Raw genomic sequence first — 12,097 nt, forward strand, 5'->3', positions numbered from 1 at the left:
GATGAGCACGATCACGAGCGAGGCGCTCGCGGAGACGACCCTGCTGCGGTTCGCCACCGCCGGTTCCGTGGACGACGGCAAGTCCACCCTGGTGGGCCGGCTGCTGCACGACTCCAAGTCGGTCCTCACCGACCAGCTCGAGGCCGTGGAGCGGGCGTCGGTGAGCCGCGGCCAGGAGGCCCCCGACCTCGCCCTGCTCACCGACGGGCTGCGGGCCGAGCGGGAACAGGGCATCACCATCGACGTGGCGTACCGTTACTTCGCCACGCCGCGGCGCCGGTTCATCCTCGCCGACACCCCGGGCCACGTGCAGTACACCCGCAACATGGTCACCGGTGCCTCCACCGCGGAGCTGACCGTCATCCTGGTCGACGCCCGCAACGGCGTCGTCGAGCAGACCCGGCGGCACGCCGCCATCGCCGCCCTGCTGCGCGTGCCCCATGTCGTCCTCGCCGTCAACAAGATGGACCTGACCGGCTACGAGGAGGCGGTGTTCGCGCGGATCGCCGAGGAGTTCACGGCGTACGCGACCGAGCTGGGCGTGCCGGAGGTCACCGCGATCCCGATCTCGGCGCTCGTCGGCGACAACGTCGTGGAGCCGTCGGCGCACATGGACTGGTACGGCGGCCCGACGGTGCTGGAGCACCTGGAGACGGTGCCGGTCAGCCACGACCTGGCGCACTGCCACGCCAGGCTGCCCGTGCAGTACGTGATCCGGCCGCAGAGCGCCGAGCACCCGGACTACCGGGGGTACGCCGGTCAGATCGCCGCGGGGACGTTCCGCACCGGCGACGAGGTGACCGTGCTGCCGTCCGGCCGGACGACGACGATCACCGGGATCGACCTGCTGGGCAAGCCCGTCGAGGCGGCCTGGACACCGCAGTCGGTGACGCTGCTGCTGGCGGACGACATCGACATCTCCCGCGGTGACCTGCTGGTCCCGAGCAAGGACGCGCCGGCCACCACGCAGGACGTCGAGGCCACCGTGTGCCATGTCGCCGACCAGCCGCTGACCGTCGGCCACCGGGTGCTGCTCAAGCACGGGACCCGCACGGTCAAGGCGATCGTGAAGGACATCCCGGCCCGGCTGACGCTGGACGACCTGTCCCTGCACCCGCACCCCGGGCAGCTCGTCGCCAACGACATCGGCCGGGTGAAGATCCGTACCGCCGAGCCGCTGCCCGCCGACTCGTACGCGAACTCGCGGCGCACCGGTTCGTTCATCCTCATCGACCCGAACGACGGCACCACGCTCACCGCGGGCATGGCCGGCGAGTCCTTCGCCGCCCCCGAGCCCGTCAAGGGCGCGGACGAGGACGACGGATGGGACTTCTGACGATGCACGGCTCCCCGCGGACGGAGTGCGGCGGAGGGCGGGGCGGGACGGCCCGATGTGCGCGATGACGTCCGCACACCACCCCCGTGCCCTCGGCACCCGCCGCCGTGGGCGAGAAGCCGCCGACCGCCCGGCCGCTACCTGAGGGTCCGCGACCGCCGGGCCTCTGAGAGGAACACCTGTCGTGCCTGCCACATCCGCCCCGCGCCGCGCGTTCGCCGTGACGGCCGCGCTGGTACTGCTCGCCCTCGCCGGGTGCGGCTACGGCTCTCAGGCCAAGGACAAGGGCGCGGCCGACATCGTCGCCGGGGCGCGGAAGACCGACGGCCTCGACTCGGTCAGGATCGGTTACTTCGGCAACCTCACCCACGGGACCGCGCTGGTGGGCAACCAGAAGGGCTTCTTCCAGAAGGAGCTCGGTGCCACCGAGGCCCGGTACGCGGTCTTCAACGCGGGCCCGTCCGAGATCGAGGCGCTCAACTCCGGCTCGATCGACATCGGTTGGATCGGCCCCTCCCCGGCGATCAACGGCTACGTCAAGTCGCGCGGGAAGAACCTGCGGATCATCGGCGGTTCGGCGTCCGGCGGGGTGAAGCTGGTGGTGAACCCGGACCGGGTGAAGTCCCTCGAGGACGTCGAGGGCAAGCGGATCGCGACACCGCAGCTCGGCAACACCCAGGACGTGGCGTTCCTCAACTGGGCGTCCGAACAGGGCTGGACGGTCGATCCACAGAGCGGCAAAGGCGATGTGACGGTCGTCCGCAGCGACAACAAGGTGACCCCGGACGCCTTCGCGGCCGGGTCGGTCGACGGGGCGTGGGTGCCGGAGCCCACCGCGTCGAAACTGGTCGCCGAGGGCGGGAAGGTGCTGCTGGACGAGGCCTCGCTGTGGCCCGACGAGGAGTTCGTCATCACGAACATCGTCGTGCGTCAGGAGTTCCTGGAGAAGCACCCGAAGGCCGTCGAGGCGGTGCTCAGGGCGTCGGTCGAGACCAACCGGTGGATCGACGCCCACCCGGAGGAGGCCAGGGCCGCCGCCAACGAGCAGCTGGCGGCCGACTCCGGCAAGGCCCTGCCCGCCGACGTACTGGACCCGGCATGGGAGTCGATCCGGTTCACCGACGACCCGCTGGCCGCCACCCTCGAGGCCCAGGCGGAACACGCCGTCGCGGCGGGCCTGTTGGAGAAGCCCGACCTGAAGGGCGTCTACGACCTCACGCTCCTCGACAAGGTCCTCGCGGCCGAGGGCGCACCCGCCTTCGACGACGCCGGTCTCGGCGTCGGCTGACCCCTGATCCCGAAGAAACGTCCCAGGAGGTGACGACCATGGCCACGACCCTCGCCAAGGCTGCCGACGGCACCGAGACGGCAGCCACCCACGCCGCCCGGATCGAGCACGTCTCGAAGTCGTATCCGGGCCCGGCCGGGCAGCAGCTCGTCCTGGACGACATCAGTCTCGATGTCGCGCCCGGCGAGTTCGTCACCCTGCTGGGCGCCTCGGGCTGCGGCAAGTCCACGCTGCTCAACCTGGTCGCGGGCCTCGACCGGCCCACCGCCGGCACGATCAGCACGGACGGCCGCCCGGCACTGATGTTCCAGGAGCACGCGCTGTTCCCCTGGCTGACCGCGGGCAAGAACATCGAACTCGCCCTGAAGCTGAGGGGCGTGCCGAAGTCCGAGCGCCGCGGCCGGGCCGAGGAGCTGTTGGAACTGGTCCGGCTGGGGGGCGCCCACGGCAAGCGGGTGCACGAGCTGTCCGGCGGTATGCGCCAGCGGGTGGCGCTGGCCCGGGCGCTCGCCCAGGAGAGCAGGCTGCTGCTGATGGACGAGCCGTTCGCGGCGCTGGACGCCATCACGCGGGACGTGCTGCACGACGAGCTGACCCGGGTCTGGCACACCGCGAACACCAGCGGCTCCGCCGCGGGCCGGCTGTCCGTCCTGTTCGTCACGCACAACGTGCGCGAGGCCGTCCGGCTCGCCGGGCGGGTGGTGCTGCTGTCGTCCCGGCCGGGCCGGATCGCCCGCCAGTGGACGGTGGACATCGAGCACCCGCGCCGTATCGAGGACACCGCGGTGGCGGAACTGTCCGTCGAGATCACCGAAGAACTCCGTGGGGAGATCCGCCGTCATGGCAAGCACTGAGACGACCGCCGAGGACGGCGGCGACCTCGCCGGTCTGGAGGCGGGGCTCGACGCACTGGAGACGGTGCAGCGGAGCCGCAAGCCGTGGCGCCGGACGTTCGTCGAGAAGATCCTGCCGCCGGTCCTCGCCGTCGCCCTGGTGCTGACGGTGTGGCAGGCGCTGGTCTCGTTCAGGATCGTCGACGACCCCACCAAGCTGCCCTCGCCGGGCGCCGTGTGGGGCGTCCTGCGGCAGGCGTGGCTCGAGGGCGAACTGCTCGGCTACATCTGGACCAGCGTCTCGCGCGGACTGCTCGGCTTCTTCTTCGCACTGCTGATCGGCACCCCACTGGGTCTGCTGGTGGCGCGGGTGAGGTTCGTGCGCGCGGCACTGGGCCCGATCCTGTCCGGGCTGCAGTCCCTGCCGTCGGTGGCGTGGGTGCCGCCGGCCGTGATCTGGCTGGGCCTGAACAACCAGATGATGTACGCGGTGATCCTGCTCGGCGCGGTCCCCTCCATCGCCAACGGCCTGGTCTCCGGCGTCGACCAGGTGTCCCCGCTGTTCGTGCGGGCCGGCCGTACGCTCGGTGCGACGGGTCTGAAGGGCACCTGGCACATCGTGCTGCCGGCCGCGCTGCCCGGCTATGTGGCGGGTCTGAAGCAGGGCTGGGCGTTCTCCTGGCGCTCGCTGATGGCCGCGGAGATCATCGCGTCGTTCCCGGACCTCGGCATCGGCCTCGGGCAGCTGCTGGAGAACGGCCGCAACGCCAGCGACATGGCCATGGTGTTCGAGGCGATCCTGCTGATCCTGACCGTGGGTGTCGCCATCGACCTGCTGATCTTCAGCCCGTTGGAGCGGTGGGTCCTGCGCAGCCGCGGCCTGCTGGCGAAGGACTGAGCCGACCGTGCGCCGACCGGTACTTCTCGTCATCGCCCACGGCAGCCGCGATCCGCGGCACGCCGCGACCGTGCACGCCCTGGTACGGCGGGTGCGGTCGCTGCGGCCGGGGCTGCGGGTGGAGACCGGCTTCCTCGACTTCACCATCCCCTCCGTGCCGGGGGTGCTGGAGTCCCTCGCGGCGGAGGGGGTGCGCGACGTGGTGGCCCTCCCGCTGCTGCTGACCCGGGCCTTCCACGCCAAGGCGGACATCCCGGCGGTCCTCGCGGAGGCGCCCGCCCGGCTGCGCGTCCGTCAGGCGGACGTCCTGGGCCCGTCCCCCCTGCTCCTCGCCGCGCTGGAACGCCGGCTGTACGAGGCGGGTCTCACCCCCGCCGACAAGTCCTCGACCGGGGTCGTCCTGGCCTCGGCGGGGTCCACCGACCCGGAGGCGATCGCAGTGATCGCAGCAATCGCGCGGGAGTGGCGGCACACCGGTTGGTGCGCCGTGCGGCCTGCGTTCGCCTCCGCCGGCTCTCCCGCGGGCTTCCCCCGCACCGAGGACGCGGTGCGGGAGCTGCACGCCCTCGGCTGCGAGCGCGTCGCCGTCGCCCCGTACGTGCTCGCCCCCGGCTTCCTCCCGGACCGCATCGCGCGGGGCGCGGCGGCGGCGGACGTACGGGCGGACGTGCTGGGCCCGGCTCCCGAGGTGGCGCGGGTCCTGCTGGAGCGGTACGACGCGGCGCGGACGCCGGCGCTGGCTGTGGTGGGGGCGCTGGGGGCCTGACGGCGCGGGCTCAAGGGTGTGCGGCCCCGGGCCCGCACCGGCCGGTCACTCCTCGTCCGGGTCGAACAGCGTCCCCTGGTGGAAGTAGAGAAGCCAGTACCGGCCGGTGCGGCGCCACAGCGAACTGCGGCGCGCGCGGCGGCCGTTGTGGTCCGTTTCGAAGGTGAGGTGGACGACGTCGGGGGCGAGCTGCGTGGCCTTGATGTCGGAGACGGTGCCGGCCAGGTCCCCCGAGACGTGTTCGCCGGCGAGCAGGGCGATGATCGAGTCACGGTCCCAGATCCGTCCGGAGGCACCGAACTCGACGAACTCAGGATGCAGCAGCGCCCCGACCCGCTCGGGCGAGCGGCGCACCTCGGGATCCAGGAGTTTCAGTTCGCCCTCGATGGCGGCGTCCACGGCCTTGTTCTCCTCATGCACGGGTGAGCTCCACGAGCTTGACGACGGTGTTCCAGTTGCGGGTGGTGGCGATGACGCCCCTGGTGATCCGGGGCCTGGCCAGTTGCCCGGCGAGTTCGGAGCGGCCGAGGCCGTCCGGTGCGTACAGGTAGAGGGCGCGGTCGCCGAGGCGGAACTCCTCGGGCAGGTGGGCCGCCCCGTCGACCTGTGCGAAGCGGTCGGCGTCGACGGCGGTGGAGAAGTAGGTGACGTGGAGCTGCTTGGGGGCCAGTTCGGCGGCCGGGAACGGGCAGGCGTCGGCGACGCCCCGTAAGTAGGCGTGGTCGCGCACGATCACGCCCACGGCGAAGCCGAAGTGCCGCTCGATCGCCTCCGCGAGTCCGGCGGCCAGCGACTCCTCGTCGCCGTGCGGGGAGGTGAACACGGCCTGGCCGCTCTGGAGATGGGTGCGCACCTCTTCGTGGCCGAGGCCCTCCATCAGGGTGCGCAGTTCGGCCATCGGGACTCTTCTGCTGCCGCCCACGTTGATCCCGCGCAGCAGCGCCGCGTATGTCGTCGCCATGCGCACACGATAGGGCGGCCGCCGCACCCCGTGGGGCTGGGCACGACGGCCGTGTCCGCGCGGGACGGAGCGAGGTGGGGCGGCGCGGACTGCGGGAAACGGCTACCGCCGCTTCGGAAGCTCCGCCTCGATGAGGTCGGCCGCCCTGGGAGTGCCGCCCTCCTGGGCCATCTCCGCCTGGATCTGCTTCAGCCGGCGGGCGACCTCCGGATCGCCGACGAGGTCGAGGGCCGCCGCGCGCAGGGCGAGGGCGGTGGCCTCCTCCGTGGGGAGGTGTCGGGCGACCCCGAGCGCCTGGAGCAGGTCGGCGTTGCCGAACTGGTCCACGGCCTGCGGTACGGCGATCATCGGGGTGGCGGTGGCCAGCCCCTCCTGGCTGCCGCCCGCGCCCGCGTGGGTGATGAACAGGTCGGCCTCCTTCAGCACCGCCAGTTGTGGCACCCAGGAGTGCACCTCGACGTCGGCCGGTACGTCCCCCAGCTCGGCGGGGTCGACGTGCCGGCCGATCTGGAGCACCAGGTGCCAGCCGGGCAGGTCGCCGAACGCCTTCACGCACTCCCGGTAGAAGCCGGGCTGCTTGGTGAAGGACGAGCCCAGGGACACCAGGGCGACCTTCTCGGCGTCGGCGGGCCGCCTCCACTCCCCCTCGGCGGTGCGGTCGCCCTGGCAGGCCCCGACGAAGGAGTACGCCTTCTCGTCGACGCGGTCGGCGTGGGGCTGCAGGGCCTTGGGGATGAGGACGACGGAGCGGGCGGGGCGGCCCAGAAAGGGGTCGGGGTGCTCGGTGATCCCGTTCTCCTCCAGCCAGGCGCGCAAGCGGGCGTAGTAGGCGCGACCTCGCTCGGTCTTCTTCGGCTCCTCCCACATCGGCTCGGCGACCTCCTGTTCGTAGCCCTCCCAGGCGACGAGGCACGGTGAGAGGGAGACCGAGGGGACGCCCCAGCGGTGGGCGAGGACGCGGGCCTGGTAGGCGGCGATGTCGTGCAGCACGAGGTCCGGGGTGTCCCCCTCGTAGGCCTCGATCAGCTGCGGGAGCGCCTGGATGGCGTCGTCGAGAAAGGGCTCCACGTTGTCCAGCAGCGTGGTGCCCCATTCCTCGGGGTCGGCGTCGGGGCCGGGCAGGGTGCTGTTCCACAGCTTGGGTTCGGCACCGGTTTCGGCGACCTTCTCCGCGAACAGGGACGGGATCGCGTACGTCACCCGGTGGCCGCGCGCCACGAGCTCGCGGATCACCTCGAGGCTCGGGTTCACGTGGCCGTGGGCGGCGATGGAGAACATGGCGATGTGAGCGGGACGGGTCATGCCTCGACCCTAGACGAGACGATACGTCTCGTACAACTGGAATGAGAGGACGGCGCTGCACCACCACCGGGGCACGCCGCACTCGGCCGACCTGTGCGAATGCGACACTTACCGATGGCGCGGACCGGGGACGAGCCCGGAGCAGGACCCGAGGAAGGACCGGGTCCGACCGGCAGCGGACACAGGTCGGCACAGTCACGGAGGCGAAGACGGATGGACGAGGTACGGGCGCGGGACGTCCTGGCGGCGGCGGGCGTACTGTCGGGGCGCGCGGCCGCCCGGGACGCGCGGCTGCTCGCCCTGGGCGAGAACGCGGTGTTCGCCGCCGGTGACCTGGTCGTCAAGGTCGGCCGCGACGGCGGCCTGCTGGAGCGGGCCCGCCGGGAGCTGGCCGTCGCGCTGTGGCTCGCCAAGGCCGGCGTACCGGCGGTGCGGGCGGCGGAGCCCCGGGCGCTGCTGGTCGAGGGGTACCCGGTGACGGTGTGGCACCGGCTGCCCGCGCCGGTACGGCCCGCCGAGCCCCGGGACCTGGCCGCACTGCTGCGGGTGGTGCACGCCCTGCCCGCTCCTTCCTTCGGGCTGCCGCCCCGCGAGCTGCTGGGCGGTGTGGAACGCTGGCTGCGGCTCGCGGGCGAGGTGATCGACCCCGAGGACGCCGCGTACCTGCGCGAGCGGCGCGACGGTTTCGCGGCGGCCGCCGCGGCGCTGACGCCCCATCTGCCGCCGGGGCCCGTCCACGGGGACGCGCTGCCCCGGAACGTGCACGTCGGGCCGGACGGGCCGGTCCTGGTCGACCTGGAGACCTTCTCGGCCGATCTGCGCGAGCACGACCTGGTGGTCATGGCCCTGTCCCACGACCGCTACGGGCTGTCGGACGAGGCGTACGCGTCCTTCACCGAGACGTACGGCTGGGACGTGCGCGCCTGGGAGGGCTGCGCGGTCCTGCGCGGCGCGCGGGAGACGGCCAGTTGCGCCTGGGTCTCCCAGCACGCGCCGAGCAACCCGAAGGCCCTGGCCGAGTTCAAGCGCCGCGTGGCGTCCCTCCGGGACGGCGACCCGACCGTCCGCTGGTACCCGTTCTGATTCCGAACGCCCCGACGGCGAACGCCCCCGCCCGCACGCCCCGCCGGGGACCTCCCGTGGTGCCGGGTCAGACTCGCCGGCCGGCCGGCTCGCGCAGCGGCCAGGTCCCGTCGACGGTCGCGGTGGCATCGCCCTTGCGGCGCAGGAAGCTCTGGAAGTCCGCCGCCCATGCGGCGTACCACTCGATCTGACGGCGGTGCAGCTCCGCCGGGTCGAGGGCCGCGACCTTCCGGTGGCGGCCGGCTATCGCGCCGGCCAGCCGGGCCGCGGCGAGCGCGTCGGCCGCCGCGTCGTGCGCGGAGTCGAGCGCGACGCCGTACTCCGCGCAGACCGCTTCGAGGTTGCGCTTGCCGCGGCGGTAACGGTCGACACTGCGGTCGATCGTGTACGGATCGATGACCGGTGCGGGGTCGGTGCCGCCCAGCCGGTCGTGCAGCGAGAGCAGCCCGTACCGGTGCAGTTCGGCGGAGAGCAGCGTCAGATCGAACGCGTTATCCACGCACGACCGTGTCTCACGCTCTTCCTGGTCGTTGATCGACCAGGGGGTGCGATCAGATGGAGATCTTCTTCACCGACCCGGAAGCACTGGAAGCGGCCGGGGTGACCCATGCGCAGAAGGCGCTGGAACGGCACGGGCTGCATGCCGGTGCGCCGTTCATCCTCAGTGATGACGGCAGCTACGACGTACACCTGAACCGTTTCCTGTGGTCCTTGCCCACTCTCGGGGTGAGGTCGGCGAACTCCTGGCGGGCGTACGCCCTCGATCTGCTGACCTGGGGGCGGTTCCTCCACGAGCATCGCGGCAAGACCCTCTGGCAAGCCGACCGTGACGACGTGACGGCCTTCCACCGGGCCCGGCGAATCTCACCCGATCCCACGCAGGTCATCTCGGCCTCCACCTGGAACCGGTCCGTCGCGGCCTTGGACAAGTTCTACAGCTGGGCGGCGGACGAGGGCCTGATCGGGCGGACGCCGTTCCAGTACTACGAGAGCTCACGGCGAGCGGAATCCGGTCGGCAGGTGCCCGTCCGTAACAATCGCGCGGTGGAGAAGGCTGCCAAGCGCGGGTCCGTCAAATTCCTCTCCGTGCCGCGATATGCGGCTCTCCGCGATGTCGGACTGCGCGGTCAACGGCCGTCAGGAGCCGCCGATCCGTCCTTCCGTGGCCGTAACGCGGAACGCAACGTCGTCATGGCGGAGCTGCTGGTCACCACCGGCTTGCGCATCGAGGAGGCAGCGTCGCTCTGTTGGCCGGAGCTTCCCGCTTCGGACCGCCAGAACGGGAAGAAGAGCGTGCCGTTCGACCTGGCGCCGCCAACCGCGAAACGTGACAAGGGGCGCAGAATCCTGTTGCCGAATCGGATCGTCGCGGCCCTGGCCGATTACATGGAGATCGAGCGATCCTTGGTGCTGGACCGCTGGCATGCCCGAGGCCGTCCGCTGCCTGCCGATGCAGTGCTGGGGAGCCAACCCGACCGCCGGGGCGTACGGATGCGGACGAAGGACGGTCGGCTGCGAAGAGTTCCATGGTCACGTGTGCCGCCATCGATCCGGTCCCGGCTCTTCCTCGTAGACGAGCAGGACCGTCCCCTTGGCCCCGCGTGCGTATGGCTCGGACAGGAAGCACGACCTGTGTCTCTGTCCGCCTGGGAGTCCGTATTCGTGCGCGCCTCGGAGAGGTGCCGGACTTTCGGGGTCGATGTAACCGCCACGCCTCATGTGCTCAGGCACACCTTCGCGGTTCATCTGCTGTCGGCGCTGATCCACGAGCAGATCGGCTCGGTGGACCGGCATGAAATGGCCGACGGCGTGTACCGCCGGATCATCGGAGACCCCCTCGATCACCTCCGCCGACTGCTGGGGCACTCATCGATCACAACGACGTACATCTACCTCGACTGCACCGACCAGGCGCAGTCCTTGATCGACGGGGCGGTAGACGCTTGGACGTCCGAGGTCGCGGCCACGGCGAGTCAGGTCTCACAGGAGGATCAGGGGTCCGCGGCGCAGGTAGGGGGAGTGAGCTCATGGTAGGGCGGGGACGACGTCGGGCCCGACTGAACGCGCCTGCGGGGCAGGCTGTTGATCCAACTCCCACAGCGCTGGGACCGCTGAAGATCGAGGTCACCTTCCCGGACAACCGAACGGCCGTCGTGGACTGGACCCACGAGCCTCAGCAGCGACTGCTACGGGCCCTGGGCGCAGAACTGGCGGCCTCGTGTGCCGTGGGCCAAGGCACAGGGTCGCCACATACGCTGCGGAATCGCGCCCGCTCGTGTCGCGAATGGGCACGCTGGATCGCATCGACAGAGCACGCGGAACTACGCGTGGGTGATCTCCTCCCCCGTCACCTGGACGGGTTCGAGAGCCATCTACGCGAAAGGCATCCGGAGTCCTCAAGGACGCCCTACGCGCGTATCGCCGACATCGTATGGATCTTGCGGCGCCTGAGGGACAAGGAGGGATGCCTGTCGCCTGCCATGGTCCGGCGGCTCGCCCATACCTCAGCAGGTCCCGTCGGCTCGTACGCCCCTCGCGACGCCTATTCGCCCCACATCGTGGAGCAGTTACGAGCTGCCGCACGCTCCGACATCGACCAGGCAGTTCGTCGACTGACGGTGGAGGGGCCGTCGCTCCTGGCACAGGGGCGCGACCCTCGGGCGGCTGGGTGGAGTTCCGATGCCAACGTGCTGTGGGAGATTTACCGGAGCCAGGGGCAGTTCACCCGTCAGGAACTGGCCGACCGGGTCGGCCGCGCTCTGGCTGACGAACATTCTCCCGGCCGCCTCGCACCTCTCCTCTACCCCACCAGTCGCGACCTGTTCGCCGCGCTCCTTCTGTTCTGTCTCGAAAGCGGCATGGAGTTGGAGGCAGTAAGGGAACTGACCTCTGACTGCCTCAAGAACCCGAACCGAGGCTATGTGCAGGTCGAGTACCTCAAGCGCCGACGGCGTGGCCAGGAGTGGAACACGATCCGAGTCAGGGACGGCTCGCCCAACTCGCCGGGCGGGCTGCTGCGGCTGGTTCTTCGACTCACGGCCTCCGTCAGGGAGATCACCGGCTCATCGGCCTTGTGGCAGTTCCGGATGAAGGAAGGCCTCCTGGCCACAGGATTCAGTGCGAGTGCGGTGGCACACATGGCACGGAGCTTTGTCTCGACACATGGCATCAGCGACGAGGGCCGACCCGTTGAACTGCGTTTGTCCCGGCTACGAAAGACTTACAAAGCGGCCGTATACAAGGTCACTGGCGGGAGGATGTCTGCCTTCGTGCAGGGACATTCTCCCGATGTCGCTGCAGCGCATTACGCGAACATCCCCTCCCTGCGCGACCTCCACGAACAGGCCGTAGCAGACGGCTTGCAGGACGCACTCGACGAAGCCCGTACTCCCTCGATCCTCACACCTGAAGAGGAGGAACTAATCGTTCAACATCCCTCTGAGGCACCGCAGTTACTCGGAGTCGCTCCTGCCGAAGTCGAGCCACTCCTGTCCGGCGAATCCGACCTGTGGCTGTCATCCTGCCGCGACTTCTTCGGTAGTTGTCAAGTCAAATGAGACGTTTACTTCGCTATGAGATTTGTGATTCGGTTTGCGCTCGTTTGATGGGGTCGTTGATCCAGACCTGGCC

At 70.5% G+C, this 12,097-nt stretch carries 11 protein-coding genes and 1 pseudogene; 8 read left to right on the forward strand and 4 right to left on the reverse strand.

The window, feature by feature from the left end; genetic code table 11:
• Position 1: 1 nt before the first annotated feature.
• The 5 genes from AB0I73_RS31700 (at position 2) to AB0I73_RS31720 (ending at position 5,121) form a co-directional block, all read left to right on the forward strand.
• Positions 2 to 1,336 carry a GTP-binding protein gene (locus AB0I73_RS31700; protein ID WP_109378978.1) on the forward strand — a complete coding sequence of 445 codons (1,335 nt, stop codon included), beginning with the start codon at positions 2 to 4 and terminating at the stop codon, positions 1,334 to 1,336.
• Positions 1,337 to 1,520: 184 nt separating this feature from the next.
• A complete protein-coding gene (locus tag AB0I73_RS31705) occupies positions 1,521 to 2,624 on the forward strand; it encodes an aliphatic sulfonate ABC transporter substrate-binding protein (protein WP_363043166.1) in 1,104 nt (367 codons plus the stop codon).
• A gap of 38 nt (positions 2,625 to 2,662) precedes the next feature.
• On the forward strand, positions 2,663 to 3,478 hold the full coding sequence (locus AB0I73_RS31710) for an ABC transporter ATP-binding protein (protein ID WP_109378981.1): 816 nt from the start codon (positions 2,663 to 2,665) through the stop codon (positions 3,476 to 3,478).
• Entirely contained in the window at positions 3,465 to 4,355 is an 891-nt protein-coding gene (locus AB0I73_RS31715; protein ID WP_363043168.1) for an ABC transporter permease, read from the forward strand. The genes AB0I73_RS31710 and AB0I73_RS31715 overlap by 14 nt, the downstream gene beginning before the upstream one ends.
• 7 nt (positions 4,356 to 4,362) lie before the next feature.
• Positions 4,363 to 5,121, forward strand: coding sequence for a CbiX/SirB N-terminal domain-containing protein (locus AB0I73_RS31720; RefSeq protein WP_363043170.1), 759 nt, complete (start codon positions 4,363 to 4,365; stop codon positions 5,119 to 5,121).
• A gap of 45 nt (positions 5,122 to 5,166) precedes the next feature.
• Here the strand turns inward: AB0I73_RS31720 and AB0I73_RS31725 are convergent, their stop codons facing one another.
• The 3 genes from AB0I73_RS31725 to mgt all read right to left on the reverse strand — a co-directional run bounded on the left by AB0I73_RS31725 (position 5,167) and on the right by mgt (position 7,384).
• Positions 5,167 to 5,541: a DUF4440 domain-containing protein gene (locus AB0I73_RS31725; RefSeq protein WP_363043172.1), complete on the reverse strand. Its 375-nt coding sequence runs from the start codon at positions 5,539 to 5,541 to the stop codon at positions 5,167 to 5,169.
• On the reverse strand, positions 5,534 to 6,082 hold the full coding sequence (locus tag AB0I73_RS31730; RefSeq protein ID WP_363043174.1) for a DUF1697 domain-containing protein: 549 nt from the start codon (positions 6,080 to 6,082) through the stop codon (positions 5,534 to 5,536). The genes AB0I73_RS31725 and AB0I73_RS31730 overlap by 8 nt, the downstream gene beginning before the upstream one ends.
• A gap of 102 nt (positions 6,083 to 6,184) precedes the next feature.
• Positions 6,185 to 7,384: a macrolide-inactivating glycosyltransferase gene (mgt, locus tag AB0I73_RS31735; RefSeq protein WP_363043176.1), complete on the reverse strand. Its 1,200-nt coding sequence runs from the start codon at positions 7,382 to 7,384 to the stop codon at positions 6,185 to 6,187.
• Between the two features lie 213 nt (positions 7,385 to 7,597).
• On the opposite strand from mgt, the gene AB0I73_RS31740 reads away from it, so the two are divergent.
• Positions 7,598 to 8,467 carry an aminoglycoside phosphotransferase family protein gene (locus AB0I73_RS31740; protein ID WP_363043178.1) on the forward strand — a complete coding sequence of 290 codons (870 nt, stop codon included), beginning with the start codon at positions 7,598 to 7,600 and terminating at the stop codon, positions 8,465 to 8,467.
• Positions 8,468 to 8,534: 67 nt separating this feature from the next.
• Here the strand turns inward: AB0I73_RS31740 and AB0I73_RS31745 are convergent.
• A pseudogene (locus AB0I73_RS31745) lies at positions 8,535 to 8,957 on the reverse strand (3'-5' exonuclease); the annotation flags it as partial.
• Between the two features lie 65 nt (positions 8,958 to 9,022).
• Here AB0I73_RS31745 and AB0I73_RS31750 point away from each other — a divergent pair.
• Both AB0I73_RS31750 and AB0I73_RS31755 read left to right on the forward strand, forming a co-directional pair.
• The gene (locus tag AB0I73_RS31750) at positions 9,023 to 10,501 is read left to right on the forward strand and encodes a site-specific integrase (RefSeq protein WP_363043180.1); all 1,479 of its coding nucleotides are present in this window, start codon (positions 9,023 to 9,025) and stop codon (positions 10,499 to 10,501) included.
• A 293-nt stretch (positions 10,502 to 10,794) separates the two neighbouring features.
• The gene (locus tag AB0I73_RS31755; RefSeq protein ID WP_363043182.1) at positions 10,795 to 12,024 is read left to right on the forward strand and encodes a hypothetical protein; all 1,230 of its coding nucleotides are present in this window, start codon (positions 10,795 to 10,797) and stop codon (positions 12,022 to 12,024) included.
• Positions 12,025 to 12,097: the final 73 nt, after the last annotated feature.

Origin of the sequence: Streptomyces sp. NPDC050388, from assembly GCF_040655635.1 — a bacterium.
Taxonomy (GTDB): Bacteria; Actinomycetota; Actinomycetes; order Streptomycetales; family Streptomycetaceae; genus Streptomyces.